Annotated in this window: 24 protein-coding genes; 13 read left to right on the forward strand and 11 right to left on the reverse strand. The window is 58.4% G+C overall.

Going from position 1 to position 26,403, the window contains the following annotated elements; genetic code table 11:
* Positions 1-55: 55 nt before the first annotated feature.
* The 3 genes from CSV91_RS00090 to CSV91_RS00100 all read right to left on the reverse strand — a co-directional run bounded on the left by CSV91_RS00090 (position 56) and on the right by CSV91_RS00100 (position 6,108).
* Complete coding sequence (locus tag CSV91_RS00090; protein WP_099431317.1) at positions 56-4,423, reverse strand: hypothetical protein; 4,368 nt, start codon at positions 4,421-4,423, stop codon at positions 56-58.
* A 156-nt stretch (positions 4,424-4,579) separates the two neighbouring features.
* Entirely contained in the window at positions 4,580-5,584 is a 1,005-nt protein-coding gene (locus CSV91_RS00095; RefSeq protein ID WP_099431318.1) for a helix-turn-helix domain-containing protein, read from the reverse strand.
* Between the two features lie 143 nt (positions 5,585-5,727).
* A complete protein-coding gene (locus CSV91_RS00100) occupies positions 5,728-6,108 on the reverse strand; it encodes a hypothetical protein (protein WP_099431319.1) in 381 nt (126 codons plus the stop codon).
* Positions 6,109-6,240: 132 nt separating this feature from the next.
* Here CSV91_RS00100 and CSV91_RS00105 point away from each other — a divergent pair, with 132 nt between their 5' ends.
* From CSV91_RS00105 to CSV91_RS00120, 4 genes are all read left to right on the forward strand, one after another.
* Positions 6,241-6,561 carry a PadR family transcriptional regulator gene (locus tag CSV91_RS00105; RefSeq protein ID WP_172622486.1) on the forward strand — a complete coding sequence of 107 codons (321 nt, stop codon included), beginning with the start codon at positions 6,241-6,243 and terminating at the stop codon, positions 6,559-6,561.
* Positions 6,533-7,171 carry a DUF1700 domain-containing protein gene (locus CSV91_RS00110; protein WP_232049513.1) on the forward strand — a complete coding sequence of 213 codons (639 nt, stop codon included), beginning with the start codon at positions 6,533-6,535 and terminating at the stop codon, positions 7,169-7,171. The genes CSV91_RS00105 and CSV91_RS00110 overlap by 29 nt, the downstream gene beginning before the upstream one ends.
* A 15-nt stretch (positions 7,172-7,186) precedes the next feature.
* Positions 7,187-7,441, forward strand: a complete 255-nt coding sequence (locus CSV91_RS00115) for a hypothetical protein (RefSeq protein ID WP_099431321.1) — start codon at positions 7,187-7,189, stop codon at positions 7,439-7,441.
* A gap of 507 nt (positions 7,442-7,948) precedes the next feature.
* A complete protein-coding gene (locus tag CSV91_RS00120; RefSeq protein ID WP_147579356.1) occupies positions 7,949-8,539 on the forward strand; it encodes a hypothetical protein in 591 nt (196 codons plus the stop codon).
* A gap of 275 nt (positions 8,540-8,814) precedes the next feature.
* Here the strand turns inward: CSV91_RS00120 and CSV91_RS10250 are convergent, their stop codons facing one another.
* The 3 genes from CSV91_RS10250 to CSV91_RS00140 are packed head-to-tail and all read right to left on the reverse strand — an operon-like array spanning position 8,815 to position 11,396.
* Positions 8,815-9,537, reverse strand: coding sequence for an arginase family protein (locus CSV91_RS10250; RefSeq protein WP_197736830.1), 723 nt, complete (start codon positions 9,535-9,537; stop codon positions 8,815-8,817).
* A 30-nt stretch (positions 9,538-9,567) separates the two neighbouring features.
* Entirely contained in the window at positions 9,568-10,707 is a 1,140-nt protein-coding gene (locus CSV91_RS00135; protein ID WP_099431323.1) for a HAMP domain-containing sensor histidine kinase, read from the reverse strand.
* Positions 10,704-11,396, reverse strand: coding sequence for a response regulator transcription factor (locus CSV91_RS00140; RefSeq protein ID WP_099431324.1), 693 nt, complete (start codon positions 11,394-11,396; stop codon positions 10,704-10,706). Before CSV91_RS00140 ends, CSV91_RS00135 begins: the two co-directional genes overlap by 4 nt.
* Positions 11,397-11,543: 147 nt before the next feature.
* On the opposite strand from CSV91_RS00140, the gene CSV91_RS10295 reads away from it, so the two are divergent.
* From CSV91_RS10295 to CSV91_RS00165, 5 genes are all read left to right on the forward strand, one after another.
* Positions 11,544-11,615: a CD1871A family CXXC motif-containing protein gene (locus CSV91_RS10295; protein ID WP_254179316.1), complete on the forward strand. Its 72-nt coding sequence runs from the start codon at positions 11,544-11,546 to the stop codon at positions 11,613-11,615.
* Positions 11,608-12,510, forward strand: a complete 903-nt coding sequence (locus CSV91_RS00150; RefSeq protein WP_099431325.1) for a 4Fe-4S binding protein — start codon at positions 11,608-11,610, stop codon at positions 12,508-12,510. The genes CSV91_RS10295 and CSV91_RS00150 overlap by 8 nt, the downstream gene beginning before the upstream one ends.
* 29 nt (positions 12,511-12,539) lie before the next feature.
* Positions 12,540-13,511 carry a TlpA family protein disulfide reductase gene (locus CSV91_RS00155; protein WP_099431326.1) on the forward strand — a complete coding sequence of 324 codons (972 nt, stop codon included), beginning with the start codon at positions 12,540-12,542 and terminating at the stop codon, positions 13,509-13,511.
* A gap of 253 nt (positions 13,512-13,764) precedes the next feature.
* Positions 13,765-17,019 carry an ABC transporter ATP-binding protein/permease gene (locus CSV91_RS00160; RefSeq protein ID WP_099431327.1) on the forward strand — a complete coding sequence of 1,085 codons (3,255 nt, stop codon included), beginning with the start codon at positions 13,765-13,767 and terminating at the stop codon, positions 17,017-17,019.
* A 53-nt stretch (positions 17,020-17,072) separates the two neighbouring features.
* Complete coding sequence (locus CSV91_RS00165) at positions 17,073-18,026, forward strand: tRNA dihydrouridine synthase (protein WP_099431328.1); 954 nt, start codon at positions 17,073-17,075, stop codon at positions 18,024-18,026.
* A gap of 149 nt (positions 18,027-18,175) precedes the next feature.
* On the opposite strand, the gene CSV91_RS00170 is transcribed toward CSV91_RS00165, so the two are convergent.
* The 5 genes from CSV91_RS00170 to CSV91_RS00185 all read right to left on the reverse strand — a co-directional run bounded on the left by CSV91_RS00170 (position 18,176) and on the right by CSV91_RS00185 (position 20,941).
* Entirely contained in the window at positions 18,176-18,442 is a 267-nt protein-coding gene (locus CSV91_RS00170; protein ID WP_099431329.1) for a ribbon-helix-helix protein, CopG family, read from the reverse strand.
* A 114-nt stretch (positions 18,443-18,556) separates the two neighbouring features.
* Positions 18,557-19,069 carry a hypothetical protein gene (locus CSV91_RS00175; protein WP_099431330.1) on the reverse strand — a complete coding sequence of 171 codons (513 nt, stop codon included), beginning with the start codon at positions 19,067-19,069 and terminating at the stop codon, positions 18,557-18,559.
* Positions 19,070-19,226: 157 nt separating this feature from the next.
* The gene (locus tag CSV91_RS09990) at positions 19,227-19,397 is read right to left on the reverse strand and encodes a hypothetical protein (RefSeq protein ID WP_157757961.1); all 171 of its coding nucleotides are present in this window, start codon (positions 19,395-19,397) and stop codon (positions 19,227-19,229) included.
* A 418-nt stretch (positions 19,398-19,815) separates the two neighbouring features.
* Positions 19,816-20,061 (reverse strand): glutaredoxin family protein, encoded by a 246-nt coding sequence (locus tag CSV91_RS00180; RefSeq protein ID WP_099431331.1) that lies wholly within the window; start codon positions 20,059-20,061, stop codon positions 19,816-19,818.
* A 52-nt stretch (positions 20,062-20,113) separates the two neighbouring features.
* On the reverse strand, positions 20,114-20,941 hold the full coding sequence (locus CSV91_RS00185; RefSeq protein ID WP_099431332.1) for a TipAS antibiotic-recognition domain-containing protein: 828 nt from the start codon (positions 20,939-20,941) through the stop codon (positions 20,114-20,116).
* A gap of 140 nt (positions 20,942-21,081) precedes the next feature.
* Here CSV91_RS00185 and tsaA point away from each other — a divergent pair, with 140 nt between their 5' ends.
* The 4 genes from tsaA (at position 21,082) to CSV91_RS00205 (ending at position 26,349) form a co-directional block, all read left to right on the forward strand.
* Positions 21,082-21,819, forward strand: coding sequence for a tRNA (N6-threonylcarbamoyladenosine(37)-N6)-methyltransferase TrmO (gene tsaA / locus CSV91_RS00190; RefSeq protein ID WP_232049514.1), 738 nt, complete (start codon positions 21,082-21,084; stop codon positions 21,817-21,819).
* 112 nt (positions 21,820-21,931) lie between these two features.
* Positions 21,932-23,146: a MalY/PatB family protein gene (locus CSV91_RS00195; RefSeq protein ID WP_099431334.1), complete on the forward strand. Its 1,215-nt coding sequence runs from the start codon at positions 21,932-21,934 to the stop codon at positions 23,144-23,146.
* A gap of 144 nt (positions 23,147-23,290) precedes the next feature.
* Complete coding sequence (locus tag CSV91_RS00200) at positions 23,291-24,160, forward strand: substrate-binding periplasmic protein (protein ID WP_099431335.1); 870 nt, start codon at positions 23,291-23,293, stop codon at positions 24,158-24,160.
* A complete protein-coding gene (locus CSV91_RS00205; RefSeq protein ID WP_099431336.1) occupies positions 24,157-26,349 on the forward strand; it encodes a hybrid sensor histidine kinase/response regulator in 2,193 nt (730 codons plus the stop codon). The genes CSV91_RS00200 and CSV91_RS00205 overlap by 4 nt, the downstream gene beginning before the upstream one ends.
* Positions 26,350-26,403 lie beyond the last annotated feature (54 nt).

The following is a 26,403-nucleotide window of genomic DNA, read 5'->3' on the forward strand; positions in this document are numbered from 1 at the left end:
CCCATTTTGGTGCTCGATGAGCCGAGTCGGCGTCTCTCGCAAAGGTAACTGAGAGCTAGTGAGGCTTATCAGAATTGACCTCATCGGCGGTGTCGTTTTCGAGCGCCGTGCGGCGGGCACTGTAGGCGACAAGGCCGGCACCAGCTGCGGCGAGTGCTGCTGCGGCTGCCGTAAGGGGAGCGTTGACATCGCCCGTGCCCGCAAGCGCGCCTGCTTTTCCGGAGCGCTTGTTAGTGCCGTGGTCCTTACCACTGCTGGAGCTGCTTCCGCCGGAGCCGCCGCCCTTGTCAGTACCGCCGCCACTCGAGCCGCCACCGCCGTCCGCCGTCATCGGTGCATCGTGAAGCCCTGTCGTATCCGCGCTGTCGCATACGCCGACCTGAACTTCTGAGCGTTCGCATGCCGCGTCGGGCACATGAAGCTCGTGCAGTACGGCACCCAGCGTCGAGTTTGCGCCCGGTCGAATTTCCTCGAGCGTCACGGGATCGAGCGCCACCAGATTACGTGCCTTCGCATACAGCGTTACGCGTTTGCCCACTTCGTCGCTCCAACTCTCGGGGATGGCGAAGCTCAGGCGGAACTGTGCCGTGCAACCCGGTGCCAGCACGGCGTTGCCGTTGTCGGCTACCAGCGGGTGCGTTGCAAAACGCGCGCCCAGCGTCTCGAGCGCGTACTTTACGTGTGCCATGTCGTTGGCCGAAGTATCTTCGGCAAGCTCTGGATCGTAGATCGAAGCCATGCGTGCGTTCGCTCCGAATCCGATGGATGCGCTGGAGAACGGCTGGCTGGAGCCCTCTCGGTACAGATCGATCGTGCCGGCGGTCAGCAAAGTGTTGCCGTCATTTCGCACCGTGACCATGAAGGATTCGCCTGCTGCTCCGGGCACCACCGCGCCCGAGGTAGCGACCGCGCCCGTCGGAGTGGCACACGCCACCAAGGGCACTTCGATGCCGTGCAGCTCTGCCTCGCTCTTCTCTGCGCTCACAATGTGCGTGGCGAGCGCGGAGAGCATGCCTCCCGACGTCAAAAATGTCGTTATCTGATCGACGGGATGGTCCAGCTCGCACATCACGAACGGCTCCGTGAACAGATCGCCTGCCAAGGTGCTGGCGAAGATGCGGAAGTGCTTGCCCATCACTGCTACCGGGTTGCCTTCTTCGTCGTAAGTTTGTCCCACCTTGCCATCGGTGTTCTCTACATAGAGCACGCACCTGCCGTTGTTGCTTACGCTAAACGACGCCGGGCCACAGCCTGCGGCACCCACGGGCTGCGTTGCAAATGCCGATGCGCCTCGCGTCCAAGTAATATGCTGCAGCTGCTCGTTGACAGTGGCCAAAAAGCCCGAATGTTGTGGCCACGGCACCGCATGGGGCACCGTGGCGTCTGGTGGCATAACGCCCCAGCCCGCAATGGACTGGCCGATCACGGCGTACGATGCGCAGCCGCAACCGTCTGCGGTCTCGTACGCAACGGGCACCACCATTTTGCCGTTGATATTCTCGGGCTCGCCCAGCTCGATGCTCGACGGTGCTTGCGGAAAGCGGAGAACTTGGCGGAACGTCAGGCTGTCGCCCGAGACGTCCGACCACAGGGTAAAGCACTCCAGCGCAACCTCAGCCTCGCTGCCGAGCGCCTTTTCTGCGGTGGCTCCGCGGCGGTGGAGGTAGGCACCCGACAGGCGCCCGTCGACCAGCGTCTTGCCCACCGTGATACGCGGGCACTGCAGGCAATGGTAGCCATCCTCCTGAAGGCGGCCGCGCGAGATGCTGCGCCACGACGTGTGCGATATCACGCGAACTCCGTCGTTGCTTATACGCAGGCGCACAACGGACAGTATGCCGGATGTGCTCGCCGTATCGAAAAGGGTGTTGTCGCCGTCGGGGCGCTCGCCCGAGACCAGCAGCACGTAGGCGTCCTGGTTTCCTCTTCCGTCCGTATATTCCACCACGTCGAAGTCGTAATCGTATATGCCGTCGCGCTCCACGTCGTTCTCGCCAAACCCAAGGGGAAAGTCCACGGGCGTGGGAGCGGACCACGTGCCGTTTGTCTTTGTGTGCACCACCAGGCGCGAGCGGCCATTGTCGCCGTAGCGCACCGAGGCGATACGGAACAGGCATTCTACGCCGGCAATCATTGCCAGCTTCATGTGAGCTTCGCTGAGCACGCCAGCAAACAGCACGTTGTCGCTCGAGGTTTTTATGCCGCCACGCTCGTCCTCCGACACGCCGGCAGAATTGGCGTTCGGGTCAGCAACGGCGTTCGTTGCCTGACCGATGTAGGTGTACTCATACATCGGCGCGGCGTTTTCGTCGTTCCCTATCAGTGCGTGGACGAAATGCTCAACCTGTTCCGTGTCGTCGCTCTCCGCGTCCGCCTCGAGCTCAATGCGCGTGACCGCTTGATCCCAATCGCGTACGGTGGGCGCGACGTTTCTCGCGGTGGCTGCAACCTCGGCGCGTGCGAGCAGCTCGGCGTTGGTGACGATGGTGGCCGATGCGATAAATTGCGGCACGCCGCCCGCCTCGATGTTGCCGGGCGTGCCGAAGCAGGCATCCAGCGTGTAAGGCGTATCTCCACCCAATGCCAGCTCAGAGCGTTGGAGTACATACTGGTCGCCATTGTTCACCGACATATTCCACGAATCGATGAGTGTGGGCCACGACCCCGACCAAGCCTTGGTGGTCCACTTGAACATCACGAACTGGAGTATCACATCGACATCGACGTCTGCACCTACGCGCAGCCGCGGAAGCTGGTGTCCATCTGCCTTCTCGTACCCAATGAACAGCGTGAGGGATGCGGCGCCGCGCACGGCAGACGAAGCGACGCCTGCAACGCCGGCGCCAAAGGTGACGGCAAGCCCGATCTGGATGGTGAACGAGCCCGACGTGTTTGAATAGTCGAGCGAAATGTTTTTAAAAAACGCCGCGCCGCTGCCGTGCGTGTGGGCACCCACAGCGAGCGCCAGCTTCGCCAGCACCCAAGGGTTGATGTTTAGGAAAAATGGCACCGGTCCTAGGGTAAACTGCTCGGTCCAATTGAGGTCGGTTCTTACCTGGAAGAGGGCCTTAATATTGCCGTATGCGGGGTCGTTGTTGTTACCCCAGGTTTTGCCCACCCAATCGTAGGCAAGCGAGCCGTACAGCTGTGTGGCGATATCCATCGTGAACAGCGGCGTGCAATGGTGGCGAAGGAGCTTGGTGTTTCTTGGATCGGTGCCCGAACCGGCGCTCATACTCTTGTACTGATTCCACTTCCCCTCCATCTCGTCGAGGTAGCGGTTTGCCTGCTTGGCGCCCGACTCGCGCGGCGATTTCTTCCAGTATTCCGGATCAGGGTTGCCCGAATCGTTCATATAGCTGGCTGGTTTGTATCCTCCGCCAAACAGTACGTATCCAGCAAACGAGAAATCGAAAAGGATCGGAAATGTGGGCATCCAGCACGTGAACTTATTGCCGCCGATGCCGGGAAACGCCGCGGGGAAATCAAACGGAGTGATCTCTTGGTCCATAGTGGTGGGAATGATGGTGGTCGAGCCCGATTCCGCCTTTGCGGCCGGCGCGGTGACAACGGCCATGGGGGAGGAGAGTGTATAGGTCTTGCCCTGGTAGTCGAGGACAAAGCGCAACTTGCATCCTTCTTCCAGAAGGCTCGACGCTGCATCGAGGAACTTGTCTTCGAGTGTGAACGTCGCCAGATTATCCGCGCCCGATGCGCTGGCCTTGACTTGGCCAATCTGCGTGACGGTTTCGGATGAGCCGTCCGCAGCGGGCATCACTTTATTGATATGCAATGTTGCCTGCCCGCCCTGCGGCAGATGAGCCTGCACGGTAAAAGCGTGCGTGTCGGGCTGGTCGTTTGCTGCTTCGTCCGCTGGCATTGCCATAAACGTGGCGTCGGCGTACTGGATGTCCCATTCGTCGAATGTGAGCTGGCGGAAGTACGGCTCGCCGTCGGAAAGCGGACGCGTGGGCGCGGTTATGGCGGTGCCGCCCTGGATACGCGCAAGAGGAATCTCGACATCACGGTAGCCCGCCATGCTAATGGAGATGCCGCCGTTAAAGTCGTACGCGTCAAGGAGCGTTGCCTCGTCCACGTAGCCTTCCGAAAGAGGGGCGACCTCAAAGATGGCCGTGCCTTCGTCATCGGTCGTGGCGGCGAGCTGCTTGCCTGCGGCGTAGCGCGACGTGAGCGTGACCTTGGCGCCTGCGATAGGCGTATTCTTGTTGGCGACGTCGACCACCACCACGCCGAACATGGTGCGCGAGAGAACGAGCACCCTGAAGGGGTCTTTTTCGTCGGCATAGGCTTCGGTGGGCGCGAACGGCAGCAGGAAGGCATTTTCGCTTCCCGGCACGCGAGGCAACATAATGCTCGCTAACGAGGACGCTCCGGCGACAAGTAACGAACGGCGATCAAGCATCTTGGGCTCCCATCCCGCAAATATCGGTGGAAATAATCCAATTGTGCGAGAAGGTGCCCCGTGGCGGTAGTGCCGTCCGAGGGCCAAAATGTCCAATTTGAGCGAGTGAAGCGCCGGGGCTCCGGAGCGCTTTCGATATGCCGGTCAGTCTGGCCGCTAGCGCAACATGTGGGTAACCAGCTCGGCGCGAGTTCCGATGCCAAGCTTTGCATATACGCCGGATAGGCGGTTTTTAACGGTGCCCGGCGATACTCCCATATGGTGTGCGATTTCGGCGTTGGTCCATCCGCGGCAGGCGAGCATGGCCATGGTGAATTCCGTGGTCGTCAGGTCGTCGGCCACGTCCTCGCCCGAATCGGGGTTGTGGATGCGCCGCCAGCCGTAGCTGAAGCGGTACGTGATCTCGATGATGCGCGCGAAATCGTCAGGGTATTGCGTTTTTAGGCACGCCTCGATGAGCCCCTGTAAAAGGCCGTGGTGCTCGCCGATAAGCTCGATGAGGCCGTCGGGGCGCGCAATGTTCCAAGCAGCTCCGAAGTGCGTTTTTGCGGCGTCGATGTCCTTGAGGCTCATGCATGCCATGGAAGCTGCCAGGTGCAGGAACAGTTCCGAGATGGGATAACTTCCCTGTTTCATGATCAGGGCGTTTTCCGCCATGCCCAGGCTGCGGCCGTATTCGCCGTGCAGATATAAGGCGTGCGCCATCACGTAGCTGGCGAACAGGCGCAGGCCTTCGGGCAGATGCGCCGCAAGTGGATAAAACTCTTCGGCGGAATACGGGGAAGGCAAGTGCAGCAGGACGCTCGCGGCCGAGGCGAACAGGATATGCATGGCGTGGACGGCGAGCGATTCTTCGTCGGTGGGCGCATCGAGAATGCCCGCAAGGCACCGGCGGGCGTCGGCGATACGGTTGAGCGACAGACTGGCGTATCCGCAGATAAAGCATGCGGAATAGCGCAGCGCGGGATTGGTGGCGTCAAGATAGGGGCGCGCCGTCTTGGCAGCGAGGGTGGCCTGTCCGCGAAAGTACAGCGCTTCTGCCGTGGCGATGGTGCGCGAATCGGGGTCGGAAATGCCTGCAACCGCAGCGTCAATCTGCCCCGGCACAAAGGCGGTGCACATCAACGGCATGGGAACGCGTGGGTAGCCATCGCAGTCCATCTTCCATCTCCCAACAGCTGGCAACAATAGCAGCAATTGTACTCCTGTTGCTCAGGACTGGAATTTGTGGGTATCGCCTACGATTGTGCCAAACGTATAAAGGAAGAGTCTATTGTCGATGCTCCCAAGGTGGCCACCGAAGCCTAGCTGACCTCGACATTCGGAAAAATTGCCACCCCTGTAAAAAGCTCTGCCGCAGCGATGGGAAACGCATCTTCTGGGCATTCCGTCGTCTCCAGCCAGCGCTGGACTGCTGCTGTCGCCTGCGCGTTGGCGAGCGGGGCGTGGGGACCGTCCGGCGACCAGCGGTGACGGGCGAGCCCTGCCGCGTGCGTGGGCCTCCATCGGCGTAGACCCATGACCCGCATGGCATCGGAGAAGTCCACCATGGCATCCAGGACCTTACCGTCCGGCACGTCCAGCCTAGTGGCTCTCTTGAACCCGAGGTCGAAGAGGGCGTTGTACAAGGCATATGGGACCGAGCGGAAGTGGATCAAAAGAGCGTTACTTGACGTTTCATGCATAATGCCAACCGCCCCGCGACATCACGTTTGCAGCGCGCAGGGGCCGGAGAATCTTCGCGATGAGAGTTGACGCCTAATACCATGCATCGTATAGTGTGTATAGCACAGTATATGACGAGAGGAGGTGTGCGGATGGAGGCCCAGATGAAGCGCGGCTTCCTGGAGGCCTGCGTGCTCGCGGCCATTTCCGGCGAGGAGTCCTACGGCTACCAGATCGTGAAGGACGTGCCGGCGAGCATGGGGCTCACGGAGTCGACGCTCTACCCGCTGCTCAAGCGCCTGGAGAAGGCCGGGTGCATCACGGCACGCTCCGCCGAGCACAACGGGCGGCTGCGCCGGTACTACCGCATCACGGACGATGGGCGTGCGCGCATCGAGGAGTTCCTGGCCGAGTGGCCGTCCGTACGGGAGATTTACGCATACGTTGAGGGGGCGCACCATGACGCGCGATGAGTTTCTGGGCCGGTTGGGCGAGCTACTCGCCTGCCTGCCGGCCGAGCAGGTGGAGGAGACCAAGGCGTTCTATGCGGAGGCCATCGCCGACCGCATAGAGGACGGCATGAGCGAGGAGGAGGCCGTGGCCGCCATGGGCGCCCCCGGCGAGGTTGCCGAGGCCACGCTCGACGACCTGCCCGCCGTGCCGCGCGCGATCGCGAGGACGCGCCGGCGCAGCACCGCGCTGCTGTGGGTGCTGACCATCGTGGGCTCCCCAGTGTGGGTGCCGCTGCTCGCCGCCTTCGCCGCCGTGGCCGTCACGGTCTATATCTGCATCTGGGTGCTGGCGCTCTGCGTGTGGATCGTCGCGGCGGCACTCGGGGGCGCGGGCGTAGTTGGGCTCCTGTTTGCCGTAAGCGGCGTCACCATCGGCCACTTCCCGTACGCCCTCGCCTCGGCGGGCGTGGGGCTCGGCCTCGCCGGCGTGGCGCTCTTCGTTGGTGCTGGTGCTTGGGCCGCCTCAAAACAAATTGCACGCCTCTCGGCGCTCTGGGCGAGGAAGGTCGCCTCGCCTTTCTGGAAGGGTAAGGGCGAGAAGGGCGGCACTGCCGCGCATCTCGCAGCGTAGAAAGGAGTGAGTACCATGACCAGCGCGAAGAAGATCTACCTCGCTGTGGCGGGCGGGCTCGTTGCCGCGGGTGTTGTCCTCGCGGGCATTGGCTATATCGCCTCGGGCTTCGACCCGGCCGTGTTCACAACCCAAATCGATACGCGCGACAGCACCATCGTGCTCGGCGGCGTCGAGGTGGACGAACACGAGAGTATCCCGTTCATCAGCCAGCTCGCCAATCTGGGCGAGATCGACACCTCCGACGTCGCGGACCCCGCCGCGCCCTAGGGGCGGCGAGTCCGGGCGCTCCGTCCGCCAAGCTGCGTAAGCCGGCGAAACCCGAACCTCGGCTCCAGCGCAACTGGTCTCAAGCCTGCGCCGATTCGCTCTCAGCGCCGCGCGGGGGCCCGTGACGCATGCCCAAAAAAGTACGAGGAGAAAGGAACGCGATGACGAAAGTCACGCCCCTCCGCCTTTACGGGGTCACGCAGGACCGGGAGCGACTGGGCCGGGCGGTGGGGCTGTGCTTGGATTGGCTACACTGATACGGACAGTTCCGTGAGGGGCGCGAGAGACGGGACTCCGGGGAGATCTCCGAGGAGGAGTACCCCGACTGGAAGCGTGGGTTCAGTGGAGCATGAACCTAATCCCTGTCTCTCTTGCTTTTTCTGATTTGTTGAGAAGCCGGCATTTGGGGGCATTTTGGATAGCGAACAGTTCAAACAAGAAGCTGAGAAAATAGAATAAAGCCTGAGTGCCTTGAGAGTCGCCGAGCGCAATGCAGTGATTCCCTTCATGAACGGCGACTTTACCCAATGGGATCTATATCTGGCATCCTCCTCTGAATATGCGATGAGATTGATAGACGGACTCATCTCCATGCTCGAGTCGAGGAATCTTGTTTGCGTCGCCCAGCTTCTCCGCGCACAGGTTGGAGTCTGCCTGCGGACATTCGCGTTATTCGCCGCCGAAGACCAGGATGACTTTCTCAAGCAGGTGTTTCAAGGTGTGCCTGTGAACAAGCTGAAAGATTTCTCGGGTGAGAAGATGTCCGATGGAAGACTTCAAGACTTACTCGAGAAGTCCGATCCAAAGGTAAAAGATGTATACAAGGTGACGTCTGGATTCGTCCACTTCTCCACTGATATTCTGCCGAGCATGGGTGTGCCTGGGGAGGGCTATGAGGTCGAGTTTAATTTTGGAGCCGAGCCCAACGAGAGAAACAATGCGCCTCTCGTGGAATGCGGCAAGGCGTTCTGCCACTATGTCGACCTGCATCTCCAGATGCTCCATAAGGTGATTGCTTCGGATGAATGGTATGCCGATCGATTCCGTATCGATTCCGATGGTCCTGCAGACGAAGCCTCGAAAAGCGAGAAGTTGTAGGTCGAACGCATTGACGCCGCCTTGACAGCATCCCGATATGATAACGAATGGGAGGTTCCCTACGAAATGTGCGCCTCTGTATATTCTCGCTAGGAAGCCCTCGACCGATAAGGCATCGTTGAGTTCAATTTGAGTTCAGCTCGGGTGCCCGAAAATCGCCCAACTCTAATAAAAGGGGAGACGACGGTACACCACGTAGACGAGAGACTATGGAAGTGCACGATTTGATTATATTGGCGCGCTAAACCGCCCCCGCCGCCCAACTTGAACTCCGCTCACGCGTGTATGGGGCTGCGAGAGGTAACGGCCTGCGGTCTCCTTTGTGTGCTCGATGATATCTTCGAGCATGCCGGGCATGGCGGAGACATTCGCTGCAATCCAGCCGTGTTCAAGCGCCGTTTCGGATAGGAGCGAGAGGGGGCCGTCTTGCCCGTTCCCCTTGCACCCGTAAAGATGGTTGACAGCTTGGGGTCTCCCGGGTCTTTAGCTTTTACCGCACTAGGTGCCTCATGGAAACTGTTGGACTTTAACCAGACAGACCCAGCATGTCGTTTTCCTCCATGAGGACATCGGCTAAAACCGCAACACCTATGCTTGTTTAAGCAAACTTCCTGATAGTCGTGGAGCTGCTGTATCCCGACATGCAGGACGTCGTTCGGCTTAAACACCGGGTGCCGCATCCGCGAAACGAGTTGCGGTGCACCCTGTCCCAAAAGGCTGCCAAGTACCATGGCGTGAGCGTTGGGGTAGCCATCATTCAGCGTGGATACATCCGGATGCGCATAGATCCAGACGATTCCAACGTTCTCGTATTTCCCGTGCAGGTAATCGAAGAGGGCAAGCGACACCATACAGTTGCCGCCGACGGTCACGACTCTGTCGGGGTTTTCTGCCGTAAGCTTCCTCTGCGCATCCTGAATCCCCGCCAGGACTTCGTCCTCGGCATAGATGCGAACTGCCTCCCATTTCTCATGTTCAAGTTTTGGGACGCGTTTCACAATGCCGAGTGGGACCCCTGGACAGTCGGATCACGTGGTGGCCCCCTTTGAGAGGGTCACGAGCATCACGGTTCCGTTCTCGGAACTTGCTTCGACCTCTACCGTGCCACCGTGAAGCGCTGCAATCTCCCAAACGAGTGCTAGTCCGAGTCCTGCGCCGCCGTATGCCCTGCTGCGGGATTTATCCAGGCGAAAGAACGGTTGGAAGATGCTCTCACGGTACTGCTTGGGTATTCCCGGGCCCTGGTCCTCGACTCGCAGGAACACGCGGCTGTTGTTGTCGCAGATGGAGACGTTGACAGTCGAGCCGGGGCGGCTGTAACGGATGGCATTTTCGACCAGGTTAAACACCAGCCGATAGAGGAGCGTGTCGCTCCCGATTACTAAAGCGTCTCCAGCACAATTGAGGGCTATGCCCTTATTTTCGGCAAGTGGCGCAAGGTCGGTGAGAACCTCTTCGGACAAGGGACCAAGTTCAACATCATCCTCGCAAGGAGCGCTGCGGAGCTCACTCATCTCGAGCAACACCTTGGTCATCCGCGACATCCGCTCAGTTTGTTCTTGTAGCAGGCCGAGCAGCTCGGCTGTTTCGGGTTGCAAGCCGGAGTGCTCGGAGATGAATAGTTCAATCTGTGCCTGCATAAGGGCGAGCGGGGTGCGCAGCTCGTGTGCGGCGTTGCCGGTAAACTGACGCTGTGCAGAGAACCCTTCGCCAAGACGGGCGATCATGTCGTTGAATGAGGCGCTGCATCGCTGTAGCTCGGTGGGTACATCTTTGCTGAGCTTAATTTCGCTTAGGTTGTCAGGCTGCACGCGCTCAACCTGGGCTGCAAAAGCCCGTAGCGGTTTAAGTGCACGGCCGCTCACAAAGTATGCCAGCGCGCCGCCAAGGAGTGTGACTCCAGCCGTGATGTACCAGGCTGTCATGCCAAAAGACTCTTGTGCGTCGTTTACGACGATCGTGACCTTTTCATCGAGGGTCGCTTTCGTTGGGTCGAACGCCTGGGGCGAATCTTCGCCGGTTGCGTTAAAGGCCGAGATGTCACTGCCGATGGCATCCATGTAGCGCATGCCCGTATAGCCGACCAGGCAGTTCGTTAGCACGCATGCCGCACACGTCAGCAGTGCCGTCATGATCGTTATGCGCCATTGCAGCGAAAGCCCTTTCATTCGCCATCCTCCATAATGTAGCCCTCTCCAATCCGATTGCGAATCGGGTCGTGTCCCAATGCGCCGCGCAGTTTTTTGCGCAGCGACGAGATATGAACGCGAGTTGCGTTGCTAAAGCTGTTCACGGTGCTATCCCAAACGTGCTCTATAAGCTCCTCTTGGCTTACCGGTCGCCCCTGATTAAGCATCAGGTATTCCAAGATTCCCGTTTCCTTGCGTGTAAGAGATAGAGCCTCACTGTCCACGGAAGCGATGCGCGCCTTGGTGTCAAAGTTGAGCTTTCCGCAGGTTAATACTATGTCGCTTTGTGCGAAGCGCCTGAGGGTAAGGCTGCGGATCCTTGCCGCAAGTTCGTCCAGATGAAACGGCTTGGTAAGGTAATCGTTGGCGCCGGCATCGAGTCCGGCGACTTTATCGGATACTTCGCCACGTGCGGACAGAATCAGTACCTTGGTCTCGCAGTCGGTTTTCCTAAGTTCCTTGAGTACGGTCATGCCGTCGATACGGGGAAGGTTGAGGTCGAGTACCACGAGGTCGAAGGCCTCAACGTCCAGTAGGTCGAGCGCCTCCTGTCCGTCGTGACAGCAGTCGACGCTGTACGCCAAGTTTCGCAAACTGCGCGCGATTGCATCGCACAGTGCTCGCTCGTCCTCGACGATCAAAATACGCATAGCAGTCTCCTTGCACATTCCAAATCGCGCTTAACACGGATTTTATAGTCGATATGGTCCAATGGTCGCGTAACGAAAGGAGTGGTCAGGTTGTTCAAAGCGGTAAAACCCGTGATACAGGTCGCTTTGTTGATCGTCGGAATTGCCATGGTGTGCTTTGGCGTTATGCGTGGCGAGGCGGATGCCGTGCTGGCCAAAGCGATTAGGCTGTGCTTGGAGTGTATCGGAATTGGATAAAAGAGAAAACACTGCGTCGCATGTTTTGGCCCGATTTCGCGGATTCATTCAGGCGGCGGCGACGCTCATCACCAACATTCACTTGCCAAACTTTGCCAAAGGCGGCATCTATCAGGGCGCGGGAAAAACAGTCTGCGTACCTGGACTTAATTGCTATTCGTGCCCCGCGGCATCGGGTGCGTGCCCCATCGGGTCGTTCCAGTCGGTGGTAGGTTCATCCAAGTTTAACTTTTCCTACTACGTCACCGGTACGCTCATTTTGCTCGGCGTGCTGCTGGGTCGCTTTGTATGCGGCTTTCTGTGCCCGTTTGGCTGGCTGCAGGAGCTGCTTCACAAGATTCCCAGCAAAAAGCTTTCGACAAAAAGGCTCAAGGCGCTTACGTATGTCAAATACGTTGTGCTGCTATTTGCCGTGGTATTGCTGCCTGTGCTGTTGGTCAACGATCTGGGGATGGGCGACCCGTTCTTTTGCAAGTACATCTGTCCACAGGGTGTGCTCGAGGGCGCCATTCCGCTGGCCATTGCCAATGCCGGCATTCGATCTGCGTTGGGACATCTCTTTACTTGGAAACTTGCCGTTCTCGTTGCCGTGGTAGTGCTGAGCATTTTGTTCTACCGCCCTTTCTGCAAATGGATTTGTCCACTCGGCGCATTCTATGCGCTCATGAATAGGGTGTCCTTGTTGGGGATTCAGGTTGACGCGTGCAAATGCGTCTCGTGCGGCAAGTGCTCAAAGGTTTGTCAGATGGACGTTGATGTGGTCCGCGCGCCCAATCATGCCGAGTGTATCCGGTGCGGAAAGTGCATCGGGGCCTGTCCTGTCGATGCCATCAGCTATCGCTATGGCCTGGATGTGTCGGCGGAAAAGCTTCCCTTGACCGCCGATAAAAAGTAAACAAGCTTCGACAAAACGGAGGAATGACTATGAAGCTTTCTAAGATTGCGGCCCTGTTTATGGTGCCGGTATTGGCCTTGTGCCTTGTGGCATGTTCGGCGCCCGGTGGCAATGCGAGCGAATCTGCGAGTTCCGATCCTAAGATCGCAGAACTCACTGCGCAGAAGCCGGCCAATGCCGACGAGGCCGCCGAGCTGTATGCGAAGCTCATGCAGAAGGAGAACGAGATCTTTTCGAGTGATAACGCGCTGTGGGAAAAGGTATTCAATGCGGCAAATAAAGACTCGGCAATGATTGAGGATGGCAGCAATTACGGCGATTTTCTGCTCAAGACCATCGACGGCGCCAAGGATGAGTTCACGGCGGATGAGCTTAAGACACTCAAGGCCGGTGCACAGCAGATCAAGGAGATCGAGGACAAGCTCGAGAGCCTGGAGAAGGAGTTCCCCGGCTGTGGAAGCACGCCGAGTGCAGGCGAGAGCGTCGACGCTTCGACCGCTGGCATGACGGCTGGTGCCAATGCTTCGAGCGAGGCGACGAAGTTCCCCAGCTTTACGGGCAAGGACCTGGATGGCAACGACGTGAACAGTGACGAGCTGTTCTCTAAGAACAAGGTCACCGTCATGAACTTCTGGTTCACCACGTGCAAGCCGTGCGTGGGCGAGCTGGGCGATCTTGAGAAACTGAATAAGGAGCTTGCCGAGAAGGGCGGCCAGGTCGTGGGCGTCAACTCCTTTACGCTCGATGGCAACAAGGGCGAGATTGCAGATGCCAAGGACGTGCTGAGCAAGAAGGGCGTGACATATAAGAACATCTGGTTCAAGTCGGATAGCGAGGCCGGTAAGTTTACGTCAAATCTGTTCTCGTTCCCGACAACGTATGTCATAGATCAGAATGGCAACATCGTAGGGGATCCAATCGTGGGAGCCATCAGCTCCGCCGAGCAGCGCGCGGCACTCGACAAACTTATCGACCAAGCGATTGCGAATAGCGAGCAGTAAACAACGCGTAAAGCATAGCGAGGATCGTGCGCCGCTGTGCGAAGTAGTCCGCTACCTTTCAAGATAAGCTCCACCATATAGAGGTCCCGCTCGGGACCTCTTCTTTTGGGCGCCGTCCCGTTCATTTTTTGGCACGCTTCGTTACATTCCTCACTGGCGCTGGTAAAAAATGGGGATAGAGTAGGACAAACGCGTCGAATACGAACGGCGGGGGAGAGCGGGCAGAGTGCCCGCGCGGGAGAGGTTGCCGTCCATGCTGGAGCTCAAAGGTATTTGCAAAAGGTACGTCACGCAGTCGTTTACGCAGGTGGCGCTCGATAACGTGAGCCTGGCTTTTCGCGATAACGAGTTCGTGGCCATTCTGGGACCTTCGGGGTCGGGTAAAACTACGATGCTCAACGTTATCGGTGGGCTCGATCATTTCGATTCTGGCGACCTGCTGATCGACGGTATTTCGACCAAAGACTTTCACGATCGCGATTGGGATGCCTACCGCAACAACCGCATCGGCTTTGTGTTCCAGAGCTATAACCTCATTCCGCATCAGACCATTTTGGAAAACGTGGAGCTGGCGCTGACGCTCACGGGCGTGGGGCATGTCGAGCGCCGCCAGCGTGCGCGCGAGGCGTTGGAGAAAGTCGGCCTGGGCGAGCACGTTAACAAGCGTCCGAGTCAGCTGTCGGGTGGGCAGATGCAGCGCGTGGCCATTGCCCGTGCCCTGATCAACGATCCCGAGATCGTGCTGGCCGACGAGCCGACCGGCGCCTTAGACTCAACGACATCCGTGCAGGTCATGGATCTGCTCAAGGACGTGGCGCGCGACCGCCTGGTCATCATGGTCACGCACAATCCCGAGCTGGCGTACAAGTACGCTACGCGCATCGTCAACCTAGCGGACGGCAAGATCACTGACGATTCCGATCCTTTTGATGTTGCCAAGGCCACGCGCCGCGAGGCCAAGCCTACGCGCAAAACCTCGATGAGCTTTGTGACAGCGCTGGGGCTTTCTGCCCGAAACCTCATGACCAAGAAGGGCCGTACGGCCATGACGGCCTTTGCGGGGTCGATTGGCATTATCGGCATCGCGGCGATCCTGGCGCTTTCCAATGGCGTGAACAATTACATCAAAAAGGTCGAGGAGGATACGCTCTCGAGTTACCCGCTTACGATCTCCAAGCAGGATTACGACCTGTCGTCCATGATGGGCGGACAGGGGGCTGTGGATGATGGCTCGCCTGAAAACGCGGATTCGTCCGACGACAGTGCCGGCGGCAAGGCTCGGGGGACCGATAAGATTCCCGTGGTCACGGCCGTAAAGGATATGTTTGCAAGTGTTAAGTCCAACGACATGACGAGCTTCAAGGCATGGCTCGATGCCGGTGGCGATGGCATCGATAAAGAAGTCAACGCCATTCAGTACGGCTATGGTGTGACGCCGGTTGTCTATCGTGCCGGCAAGGGCGATGAGAAGCCTGTCCGGCTGGTGCCTAACGCTATGACTGAGGCCATGAGCGGCGGCGCGAGTTCGGCGGCGACGGTGAGCATGGAGTCCATGGGAACCTCGGTCTTTAACGAGATGATTGACGACCAGAGCCTGCTCGACAGCCAGTACGATGTCGTGGCGGGGCATTGGCCTACGTCTGCTAACGAAGCCGTGATGGTGCTTTCGAGCCGCGGCACGGTGGGCGATTACACGCTCTACAGCATCGGTGCGCTGGATATCGATGAGCTCAACGACCTGGTTAACAGCGCCATGGCGGCCGACGGTGGGGTCGAAACGCCCGAGACCGGCACCGACTTTACCTACGACGATGCGCTGTCCACGACGTTTAAGGTGCTGTCGCCGGCCGATGCCTATCGTAAAAACGAAGAGACCGGCATGTGGACCGACATGTCTGGTGACGCCGACTTTATGGCCGCCAAGGTTGCCGACGGTATTGACGTGCGCATTGTGGGCGTGGTGCGACCTAACGAGACGGCCAATGCGAGTGCATTGTCTCCGGGCATTGCCTATACGCATGCACTAACTCGCCAGCTTATGGAGCGCGCCACCGATTCGCAGATTGTTCAGGAGCAACTTGCCCACCCCGAGACGGATGTCTTTACGGGCAAAACTTTCGACGAACTGCAAGGCGAGGCCAAACAAGGAGTGGATCTGGGCAGCATGTTCAGTGTGGACGAGGCGGCGCTCAAGAGCGCGTTCTCGTTCGATACGTCTGCGCTCTCGGGCGCTGCCGGCGGTATGGACCTTTCTGGTATCGACTTGTCCGGGCTGGACATTGACCTTTCGGGCGTTGGAAGGGGCATCGACTTCAGCGACATCATGGCAAAAGCACCGGCCCCAGATTTCTCGGGCATCTTTGACGGTCTGGAACTCACACCCGAGCAAATGCAGCAGGCGGGAACGCTTGCCAACCAGCTGTTTGAGGGCTTTTTGCAGTCTGATCAGTTTAAGGCGCTGTCGCCCGAAGATCTTAACGACGCGTCGAAGCTCGCCGCCGCGTTCTCGACGTATCTTGAGAATGATGCCGCGGCCCAGCAAATCCTGGTCCAGCTCAAAGCGCTCGGCGGCGATGCCCTGGCAGAGCGCCTGCAGTACGCGATGACCGACTATGTGCAAAAGCAGCTGGCTCCGTATCTGCAGCAGGCTATGGATCAGGTGATGAAGACAATTAGCGAGCAGATTGCGACGACGGTATCGTCCCAGCTCAAGGCGGGTGCAGCGGGACTTATGGACCAGATGGCGACGCAGATGTCTTCGAGTTTTGCCAACCTGGCGAGCGCTATGCGTGTGGATGCGAGTGCCTTTGCTCGTGCCATCCATTTCAACATGGACGCCGAGGACCTGAGTTCGCTCATGATGAGCTATGCCAAGGCTTCGAAGCTCACCTACGACAACAATCTGACCACGTTGGGCTATGCGGATGAGGCAGACCCCATCTCGGTTAAGATTTTCCCGCGCGACTTTGAGGCCAAAGAGCGCGTGCTCGATCACATCGATGCGTACAACAAGCAGGTCAAAGCCGCTGGTCACGATGAACAGGCAATCTCGTACACCGACTACATGGGCATCATCATGGGCTCGGTGACCGACATCGTGAACACCATCAGCTTGGTGCTCATCGCATTCGTGAGTATCAGCCTGGTGGTGAGCTCCATCATGATCGGCATCATCACCTACATCAGCGTGCTGGAGCGCAAAAAGGAGATTGGCATCCTGCGCGCGATCGGCGCGTCAAAGCGCAACGTGGCCAACGTATTCAATGCCGAGACCTTTATCGAGGGCCTCATTGCCGGCGTCTTTGCTATTGTCGTCGTAGTGGCCGTGAGCTTCCCGGTCAATGCTTGGGCGCTTGCGGCCAAACAGGTCCCCAACCTGATGAGCCTGCCCGTGCAGGATGCGCTGGTGCTCATCGCGATTTCGGTGCTGCTGACGGTCGTCGCCGGTCTGCTGCCGGCCCGCAGTGCATCCAAAAAGGACCCCGTGGAAGCCCTGCGCTCCGAATAATGTGACAAAGGGACAGTCCCTTTGTCACGTCCGTTGATATGAGAGAAGAGTAGATGATCCTTTCGCTGGCCCCTATGGAGGGGATTACCGGGCATGTGTTCCGCCGCGTGCATGCGGAGTGCTTTGGTGCGCTCGACTGCTATTACACGCCGTTTTTGCCGCCGCCGCGGGTTGGCAATCGTTTTGGTGGCAAGGCGTTTAAGGAGATCGATCCTGCCAACAACCAGGGGCTCAACGTGGTGCCTCAGCTGATGTCCAAGAACGCGGACGAGTTTGTGTGGGCGGCGCAGGTGCTTGCCGACATGGGCTATCGCGAGGTCAACCTCAACTTGGGTTGCCCTTCGGGAACGGTTGTCGCCAAGGGCAAGGGCTCGGGTTTCTTGCGCAATCTCGACGAGCTCGAGGTGTTCTTGAGCGATGTGTGCGAGCGGTCGCCGTTGCCGGTATCGGTCAAGACCAGGCTGGGGCTGGAGAGCGACGACGAATACGAGCGCGTGCTCGATCTGTATTGCCGCATGCCGCTGGCAGAGCTGATTGTGCACCCGCGCGTGCAAAAGGACCGCTATACGGGCTCGCCGCGCAAGGAGTTCTATGGCGAAACGCTGGAGCGTGCGCCGTTTCCGGTCGCCTATAACGGTGACATTTTTGATCTTGAGGATATGGATGCGCTGGTAGAGGCCTATCCCGACACGCGCCATGTGATGTTGGGGCGTGGCCTGCTCGCGAACCCCGCTCTGGCTCGTATAGTCAACGGCGGTTCTGCTGCCACGGCAGCCGAGCTGCAGCGCTTCCACGACACGCTGTTCGCAGCCTATGCGGATGAGATTGGCGGCAATGCGGTCTTTCGTATGAAGGAGTGGTGGTTCTACGCCAAGTGCGCTTTCGCTGACCCCGCTACCGTTCACAAGCTCGTACGTAAGACCAAAAAGGTCGACGAATACCGCGCCGCCGTCGAGCGCGTCTTTCGCGAGCAGCCACTTGCACCCATAGCCCGCTTCCACGGCTAGTTAGTCGTTGGACGTTCTTTAACGACTAGTCATTTAAGAACGTCCCCAATGACTATGTTGCAAAAAGCAGTACGCCAGCATCCAAAGATGTCAAAAAATGTCGACTTTGGATGCTGGCGTATATGTTTGGGTCGGCGGGGGAGTTGAGTCTAGGCAATCATTGCATCGAGCGTGATGAGCTCTCTGAGTCGCTCCGTGCGTGTTTGCCCATGGCGCTTTGCCTTCTCGTCAAACGCATCAAGAACCGACTCACCCACACGTGCCGATAAAACAACGCTTGGCTCATCGGAAATCGACGGCCTTCCCAGCTTGATGGTGCGGCCCTTCGGCCACTCATCTTTTTCGTATGCCTCCGCGGCTTTCTCCAACTCTCCGGGGGCAAACCCCATCATCTTCTCGAGCTGCTTAGCGTCCATAGTGCCTCCAATCGATCGACATAATGGCGAGTGTTGGTTCTCGGAATCTCTTTTTGTATACAGTTTTGTAGACAAAAATACAAGCAGTTAATAGGGCTAAGCAGACTGTTTTGGTTAGCTAGCCAATGGGGATTTCAGATTGGGGTCAGGTGGGTTGATGAATTCTTCTGGAAGCTGAATGGGGTGTTCGCCTCGCATGACACGGGTATAGCTTTGGTTCAGGCTTCTTCTCATGAATATTTCTGCCTTTTTTGCTTCGTCTGGATGGATGATTGCCTCTTGCCGTGGGACATCAAGCGGAAAGTCTTCCATGAGCTTCTCGTATCCTGGATCGGAGATTCCTGCGATGCAGTCGATCCAGAGAAAAGGTTGATACAGTCTTGCACCCGCGACGACGGCAAATAGGTCCCCAGCCCTTATAATCGGTTCCTCGTTGGGTTTGATGTCGCTAAGAGGTCGAGACGCCGTGAAGGTGTTGTCGCGGTAAAGGTCGACTTTGGCTTTGGCTCCACAAACACATACGAGATACTCTAGGGTTTGGACTTCTTCGGATTCGGCAATGGCCTTCTCTATACCGGCGATTTCTGCCAAGCTGCTTACTCGAATCAGTGATTCTTGGTATCCCATGTCTAATTCCTCTCGTCTTGCTCTAAATAAAGGGGTCGACTGTCTTTTCCACTGCTGCCTCGCGCGTGGCTCTAGGGGTCGGTGGACTCGTCTTCATCAGTCTTCGATGGCGAGACCAACTCAATTCATGACATAGTGTGTTTCGAATTAGGGACACCTAATAGAAAAGGGCCGTATTGTCCTTATATGCCTCGACCATCGTCGAGTTGATGACACGTTCAACGTGGGAACGAGCGTGCTCGAGGGTTTTTCTGACAGACGTGTAGACATATTCTTCATCTGGCAGTGCAGGCTCGATGATATTTTGGGTTGATAATTGTTTTGCCATAACGATGCACTCCTGTGTGACTCACGGATAACGGAAACGTTTGGTTGTGAGTGCCGTTCTTTGATGGCGACGGCGAACAGGAGCGCAGCCTGTCTGAGATGGACGAGTGCAGTAACCACCGATCTTACTTACTGAGCTCGCTCCAGCGTGTCATTGGGGACCTCCACAGGAGCTCTCGACCAGTCTCATGCCTTGGGATGAGTATAACACAGAGAGCAAACATATGTTCTATAAATTTGAGAAACTGAATCCCTACCTACTCATTTAAGTGCGTCCCCAATGAGTGGCTGTGAGGGGCCCACGCAAAAAGCTGTACGGCAGCATCCAAAGATGTCGGAAAATGTCGACTTTGGATGCTGACGTACATGTTTGTGCCGTATGGGTTTGTGCGTTGGGGCGGGCCGACCGCAATAACACGCTAGAGCAGGTTCTTCTGTGCCCAGGTGATGATGTCACTCGATTCGTAGAGTGGTTTGCCGTCGATGAACAGGCAGGGAACCTGGCGTTTTCCGCCGACGGCGATGAGCGTCTGCTCGGCATCGGGGTCGGTCGAGATGTTGCGCTCAGGGATGGCCACGCCGTTATCGGCCAAAAAGCGCTTGACCTTTATGCAATACGGGCAGCCGGTCATAACGTAGAGCGCGAGTTCATGATCAGTAGCCATGGTGTCTCCAATCGGTTGAGGTTTCGGTTGAGATACCCAAAGCCGCCGTGGTCTATGCGCGCGTCAACGACGACTCGATCGCCTGAACCAGAAGCGCCGTGGCGCCGGCGCCGCAGGGCTTGTCGTAGTAGTCGATAAAGCGCTGATCGGCGAGGTAGCCGTGGGCGAGCCCCAGATATGCCTCGTCTTGGGGCTCGCTGCCCCAGTTGAGAGCTATCCATCGACGGTGCATTGCGACAAGCTTGCGCGCCTCGCTTCCATCCGGTTCGCCGTCGCCCATGGCGATCGAGAGCTGGCCCAGAATAGCGCGTTCAAGTTCCTTCATGTCGTTCCATGTCTCGGGGTCCATGTCCAGCAGTGCCTCGTTTGCTGCATCGACGGCCTCGTCGCCATAGCGCGCCCGCGCCTCGGTACCGTAGCGCTCCTCGTTTTCCTGCACGGTACGCCAGCGCTCCAGTTGCGGCAGGACAGCGCCCATAAGCGAGACGGCTTCGTCGAGCGACATGCCGGTGTTTTGTGCCAGGCGCGGGGCACAATCCTCAATCATCGTCTCCATCGTGGTCTCGTAGGTGTACTTGCCGTGGTCGTAGCACCACTTGCAGTAATGGTCGGTCGTGGCGCCGTGGGCATCGGTGCCGCAGTCGTCGGGCGTGAGTATCATGCCGCAGCTCTGGCAATAGTGCTCGGGCATTTCGAGCAGATGGGACAGAGGCTCGCCGGTCACGGCGGCGATGAGCTTCATCATGTCGATGCCAGGGGTGACTTCGCCGCGCTCCCAACGGCTGACGGCTTGGCGTGTGACGAAGAGTTTGGCGGCGAGCTGCTCCTGGGTAAGGCGATGGGCGCGACGGACAGCAATGAGCTTTTCTGCGAAGGCCATAACGGCTCCTTTCTGCTGGTTGATGGCTTAAGCATACGCGGCAGCCGGCACCCTTCCAAGCAACCGTTGGTTGCACGACGGGGACCGCGGCGAAGAATTGCGCGCAACGCCCCACACCTTCATGCCGTACAATGACCGGCATGGAACCTATTGCACACATACATACCGACCTGCCGCAGAAGTTCGGCATCCCGCGCAACAGCTTTTTGGCGCCTCACCTGCAGGGGCGCATCATCTTTGAGCCGGAATTTGCCTCCAATGCAGCGGTTGAGGGCCTGGACTCTTTCTCTCATCTATGGCTGCTGTGGCGTTTTGAAAACGGAACGCCCGGCGGCACGGCGGAAGACATCGCCGTCGATGCCAAAACGCAGGACAGGTCCGGTACCAACGCCAAGTGGTCGAAGACCGTGCGTCCGCCGCGTCTGGGCGGAGCCGAGCGCGTGGGCGTGTTTGCCACGCGCAGTCCGTTTCGCCCCAATCCCATCGGGCTCACCTGCGTCAAGCTCAATCGTGTCGAACTCACCGACGATGGTCCGATCATCCATGTGTTGGGAGCCGACCTGCGCGACGGCACGCCCATCTACGACATTAAGCCCTACATTCCGTTTGCGGATTGCCACCCGGATGCGACCGGCGGCTGGATTGAGGATGCGCCGTGGCAAGAGCTCGACGTCGAGTTTCCGCAAGCGCTGCAGGATATGGTTCCGCCTACAAAGCTTCCTGGCTTGGTTGAGGTTCTTCGCCAAGATCCGCGCCGCGCAGGTAGCAAGCACGAGCCAAACCGCATTTATCACTTGGCATACGCCGGACTCGACGTGTCTTTTACCGTCGACGGAGCCAGGTTGACGGTAGCCGCCATCAGCGACGCGCGGGACTAACCGGCCATCCGTCCGTATCCGTCAAAAACAACGCCAAACCCCATGCCAAAACCGCCCATGCTGGTGGACAATAACGCCTACCAAAACAATCCGCTTTGCACGGGAGCTCAGCATGAAATACGACTTCACTTCAATCATCGACCGCCACGGCATGGACGCCATCGCCGTTGACTCCTGGGGTGAGATCCCCGGCATGGCTCCGAACGCACCTGACGAGGGCTTCGACCGCATCCCCATGTGGGTGGCGGACATGAACTTCGCCACGGTGCCCACGGTCCAGGAGTACATCATTCAGCGTGCCCAGCACCCCATGTTTGGCTATTTCAATCCGCGCCCCGAGTATTTCGGCCGCATCATCGAATGGCAGAGTCGCCGCAATGGCGTCGAGGGCCTGCGCCCTGAGCACATCGGCTACGAAAACGGCGTGCTGGGCGGTGTCGTGTCGACGCTGCGCGCGTATGTCCAGCCGGGCGATGCGGTACTGGTCCACAGCCCCACCTACATTGGCTTTACCAAGTCTATCGAAGCCGCGGGCTATCGCATTGTCCACAGCCCGCTTAAGCTCGACGATCGGGGCGTGTGGCGCATGGACTTTGAGGACATGGAGCGAAAGCTCGCCCAAAACCACATCCACGCCGCGGTGTTCTGCTCGCCGCACAATCCCTGCGGCCGCGTATGGGAGCGCGACGAGATCGAGCGCGCCATGGACATCTATCGCCAGCACGATTGCGTGGTGATCTCGGATGAGATTTGGTCCGATATCATCCTGCCGGATCACAAGCATATCCCGACGCAGTCGGTGAGCGAGGATGCCCGCATGCGCACGGTTGCCCTCTATGCGCCCAGCAAGACGTTTAACCTGGCGGGCCTGGTCGGCAGCTACCACATCATCTATAACGAGACGCTGCGCGACCGCGTGTGCGCCGTGTCCAACAAGACCCACTACAACGAGATGAATGTCCTCTCCATGCATGCGCTTATCGGTGCCTACCAGCCGCAAGGCTACGAGTGGCTCGATGAGCTCAATGAGGTCATCGAGGGCAACGTCGACTACTTCTGCAATTACGTGGACAAGCATTTTGAGGGCGTGTCCTATTCGCGTCCGCAGGGCACCTACATGGTGTTTCTGGACTGCACCGAGTGGTGCCGCGAGCATGGCCGCGATATTCAGTGGCTGCTCGACGAGGGGGCGCGCGTGGGCGTGGGGTATCAGGACGGCCGCCCGTTCCACGGACCCTGCCACATTCGCGTGAATCTGGCGCTGCCGCTTTCGCGCGTTAGGGAGGCGTGCGACCGCCTGGACCGCTACGTTTTTAATGCACGGTAAGCGGGCGATGCATACGGGGCCTTCTGCCGCGTCGGCTGGAAGGCCCCGTATGGTAAGGCGTCTGTAACCATTGGGCGCTCGAGTGGTTTCATTTGCTATTATTTTTAACCATTTCAGTCTGTAAGCAGGATCGTCTGGAGCTCGATGAAAAGACCTCGCCGCTCGGTTGCCATATCGTTGTTTGTTGCGCTTGCGGTAGCGTGTGCCTTTGTCGTAGCGATAGCCGGCTGTTCCGGGTCGAATGACGGAGCCTCGACGTCTGCATTAGGAGAACTGGACGCCTCGCAAGTCAAAGACGACGACCTTAAGACGCTCAACGTCGGCAGCGACCTCTATCCACCGTTTGTGTATACCGACGAGTATGGCGATATCGTTGGCCTGGATGTCGAGATATTGACCGAGGCGTTGGCCCGCATTGGTTACAAGCCAAAATACCAGCTGATCGACTGGGAAAAGAAGAAAGAGCTGCTGGCGAGCGGCGAGCTCGATTGCGTCATGGGCAGCTTTAGCATGACGGGTCGCGAAAGCGAATATCGTTGGGCCGGCCCGTACCTTGCGAGCCGCCAGGTGGTCGCGGTCAATCCCGAAAGCGACATCTACACGCTCGCCGATCTTGAGGGCAGGGTCGTGGGGGTGCAGTCCACCACCAAGCCCGAGGGCATTTTGCTCAACCGTACCAATGAAAATGTTCCGCAAATCAAGGAGCTCTACAGCTTCTCGGACCGCTCATACCTGAACCCGGCGCTCGTCGAGGGCCTGGTCGACGCTATCGCCGCACATGAGTCCTCGCTGCTCACCTATGAAAAAGACTATGGCGTGACGTATCGCATTCTGAACGAGCCGCTGCTGGAGGTTGGTTTGGGCACCGCTTTCGATATCAACGATACGCGCGGCATCGACGTTAAGCTCACCCATGCCTACCAAGAAATGCTTGCCGATGGCACCATGGAACGCCTGGTATCAAAGTACTTTGATGACCCTACACCATTTTTGAATATGGAGGGCCTGTCATGATCGATGCGCCCGACTACACCGCTCAGGAGCGGGGCGATCGTTCGGCATGGGTATGGCTCATTGCCGCCCTGTTGGGGATAGCGCTCTCGGTTGTTGCCGGCATGATGAGCTACGGTTACACGACAGCCCAGGCCGAGCAGCGATTTGCCGACGTTGTCGATTACGTGGCGACGCAGAGCCTTTCCTACGATGCATTCAATAGCGCCTATACGACCAAAAACCTGATTCGCGTGATGGAGATCGCCGGAGAGGTGGCGCGCGATATGGAGCGCGACGGCTCGGTGGATAACGCCGCGCTGGAGCAATATGCTGACCAGTTCAACGTGAGTGCGCTGATCGTGACGGACGCATCGGGCAACTTGGTGTCCGAGTCCTCGACGGATAACGTGGGTTATGAGTCGCTTGCTATGTATCTCAAAGAAGCGCCCGTGTTGGAGGTGGCAACCCATCCGCTTAAGTCTTATACCGATCGTATTACGCTTGCGGATGACTCGGTTGCAGACATTGGTTGCGTGACCCGGCAGGATGGCGAGGGTATCGTTATCGCGGTAAGGCATCAGAGCGCGAAGGCGGTTGCAAGCAATACGCTCAAACTGCAGAGTCTGCTCGAAGGTTATGAAACTATCGATAGCGGCAATATCGTGATCGAAAACGATGGCAAGGTCGTTGCGACCAATGCCGTCGAACCCACCGTATTGGGCGTGTTCGACCTGCCCGCGACGGACGCCATCATTGTCGACGAAATTAAGGATCGATGCCTGCCCAGTAAAGTCCGACTGGTCAACGTCAACGGCGAGTGGTATTTGGGCACATACGGCAAAGCGCAAAAATTCTACGTGTACACCTATGCCTCGGCGCAGCGCTACTTTGAGGTCGTCGCGGTTGTTGCTGCCGGCGTGCTGGTGCTCTACAGCGGTGTTGTAGCCACTGTTGTGATGGTGCGTCGCCGCGCTGATCGTCGACGTTTGACGGACTTGCTGCAGCAGGAGCGCGACTATGGCGACAAGCTGGCAAAGGCGGCGCGTGAGGCCTCGTCTGCCAACTCGGCAAAGACGGAGTTCCTGCGTCGCATGAGCCACGATCTGCGCACGCCCATCAACGGCATCCGCGGTATGGTTGAGGTCGGCGATGCCAATGCGGACGATCTGCAAAAGCAGACCGAGTGCCGCTCAAAGATCTGGACGGCATCGGGACTGCTGCTCGACCTTGCGAATGAGGCCCTGGATATGAGTCGCCTGGAGAGCGGGCAGGTCGACCTGGAGCTTGTTCCCACAAATTTGGTGACCCTCAACCACGAGGTGCGCGATATTCTGGAGCGCCAGGCCGAGGAACGCCTGGTGACAATTATCTGCGATCAGCAGACGCTTAATCATCCCTATGCGCGGGTGAGCGTGACGCACCTCAAGCGCTTGTTGCTCAATATTGCCGGCAATGCCGTCAAGTACAACCGCCGGGGCGGCTATGTTCGCCTGGTGTGCCGCGAGGTGGAGCCAGCGGATGGCGTTCCTGTCTATGAATACACGATCGCCGATAACGGTATTGGCATGAGCGAGGAGTTCCAACAGCACCTCTACGAGCCGTTTTGTCGCGAGGAGCAGCAGGTGGAAGGCGCTTCATCGGGAACTGGCCTGGGTGCGCCTATTGCTAAACAGTTGGTCGAGCTTATGGGCGGAACCATGAGTTTTACGAGCGTCTTGGGGCAGGGGACGACGTTTACCATCCGTCTGCCGTTTGAGAAGTGCAAGCGCTCCGAGATTCCTCAGGCTGTGCGCGTGGACGCGGGCGACGGCGATGCGCTCCAGGGCTTGCGTGTTTTGCTCGTAGAGGATAACGACCTGAATGCCGAGATTGCACAGTTTACGCTCGCCCGTGCCGGTGCCGTCGTGACGCATGCTAAGGATGGTGAGTCTGCCGTCGAGATGTTTGCCGCGAGCGCGCCTCACGAGTACGACGTGGTGTTGATGGACATCATGATGCCCGGTATCGATGGCCTTGAGGCCACGCGTCGGATTCGAGCACTCGATCGCGATGATGCCGCGACCACGCCGATCATCGCCGTGAGCGCCAACGCCTTTGCCGACGATCGCAGGCTTTCGCGTGAGGCGGGCATGAACGCGCACCTGAGTAAACCAGTGAGTTCGCAGGAGCTCGTTGAGGCGCTTGCGCACATAGCCGCCGACGCTTCATAAGCATATGGCCCGGTTTCAAGGTGGGTTGGAACCGGGCCATATTGCTATTGATGA

It is taken from the genome of Collinsella aerofaciens (assembly GCF_002736145.1).
Taxonomy (GTDB): domain Bacteria; phylum Actinomycetota; class Coriobacteriia; order Coriobacteriales; family Coriobacteriaceae; genus Collinsella; species Collinsella aerofaciens_A.

What these genes read in the sequence shown, in the direction of transcription:
- CSV91_RS00090 (WP_099431317.1), bottom strand. Translation starts at nt 4,423, where the DNA reads ATGCTTGATCGCCGTTCGTTACTTGTCGCCGGAGCGTCCTCGTTAGCG.
- CSV91_RS00095 (WP_099431318.1), bottom strand. Translation starts at nt 5,584, where the DNA reads ATGGACTGCGATGGCTACCCACGCGTTCCCATGCCGTTGATGTGCACC.
- CSV91_RS00100 (WP_099431319.1), bottom strand. Translation starts at nt 6,108, where the DNA reads ATGCATGAAACGTCAAGTAACGCTCTTTTGATCCACTTCCGCTCGGTC.
- CSV91_RS00105 (WP_172622486.1), top strand. Translation starts at nt 6,241, where the DNA reads ATGGAGGCCCAGATGAAGCGCGGCTTCCTGGAGGCCTGCGTGCTCGCG.
- CSV91_RS00115 (WP_099431321.1), top strand. Translation starts at nt 7,187, where the DNA reads ATGACCAGCGCGAAGAAGATCTACCTCGCTGTGGCGGGCGGGCTCGTT.
- CSV91_RS00120 (WP_147579356.1), top strand. Translation starts at nt 7,949, where the DNA reads ATGAACGGCGACTTTACCCAATGGGATCTATATCTGGCATCCTCCTCT.
- CSV91_RS00135 (WP_099431323.1), bottom strand. Translation starts at nt 10,707, where the DNA reads ATGAAAGGGCTTTCGCTGCAATGGCGCATAACGATCATGACGGCACTG.
- CSV91_RS00140 (WP_099431324.1), bottom strand. Translation starts at nt 11,396, where the DNA reads ATGTGCAAGGAGACTGCTATGCGTATTTTGATCGTCGAGGACGAGCGA.
- CSV91_RS00155 (WP_099431326.1), top strand. Translation starts at nt 12,540, where the DNA reads ATGAAGCTTTCTAAGATTGCGGCCCTGTTTATGGTGCCGGTATTGGCC.
- CSV91_RS00160 (WP_099431327.1), top strand. Translation starts at nt 13,765, where the DNA reads ATGCTGGAGCTCAAAGGTATTTGCAAAAGGTACGTCACGCAGTCGTTT.
- CSV91_RS00165 (WP_099431328.1), top strand. Translation starts at nt 17,073, where the DNA reads ATGATCCTTTCGCTGGCCCCTATGGAGGGGATTACCGGGCATGTGTTC.
- CSV91_RS00170 (WP_099431329.1), bottom strand. Translation starts at nt 18,442, where the DNA reads ATGGACGCTAAGCAGCTCGAGAAGATGATGGGGTTTGCCCCCGGAGAG.
- CSV91_RS00175 (WP_099431330.1), bottom strand. Translation starts at nt 19,069, where the DNA reads ATGGGATACCAAGAATCACTGATTCGAGTAAGCAGCTTGGCAGAAATC.
- CSV91_RS09990 (WP_157757961.1), bottom strand. Translation starts at nt 19,397, where the DNA reads ATGGCAAAACAATTATCAACCCAAAATATCATCGAGCCTGCACTGCCA.
- CSV91_RS00180 (WP_099431331.1), bottom strand. Translation starts at nt 20,061, where the DNA reads ATGGCTACTGATCATGAACTCGCGCTCTACGTTATGACCGGCTGCCCG.
- CSV91_RS00185 (WP_099431332.1), bottom strand. Translation starts at nt 20,941, where the DNA reads ATGGCCTTCGCAGAAAAGCTCATTGCTGTCCGTCGCGCCCATCGCCTT.
- tsaA (WP_232049514.1), top strand. Translation starts at nt 21,082, where the DNA reads ATGGAACCTATTGCACACATACATACCGACCTGCCGCAGAAGTTCGGC.
- CSV91_RS00195 (WP_099431334.1), top strand. Translation starts at nt 21,932, where the DNA reads ATGAAATACGACTTCACTTCAATCATCGACCGCCACGGCATGGACGCC.
- CSV91_RS00200 (WP_099431335.1), top strand. Translation starts at nt 23,291, where the DNA reads ATGAAAAGACCTCGCCGCTCGGTTGCCATATCGTTGTTTGTTGCGCTT.
- CSV91_RS00205 (WP_099431336.1), top strand. Translation starts at nt 24,157, where the DNA reads ATGATCGATGCGCCCGACTACACCGCTCAGGAGCGGGGCGATCGTTCG.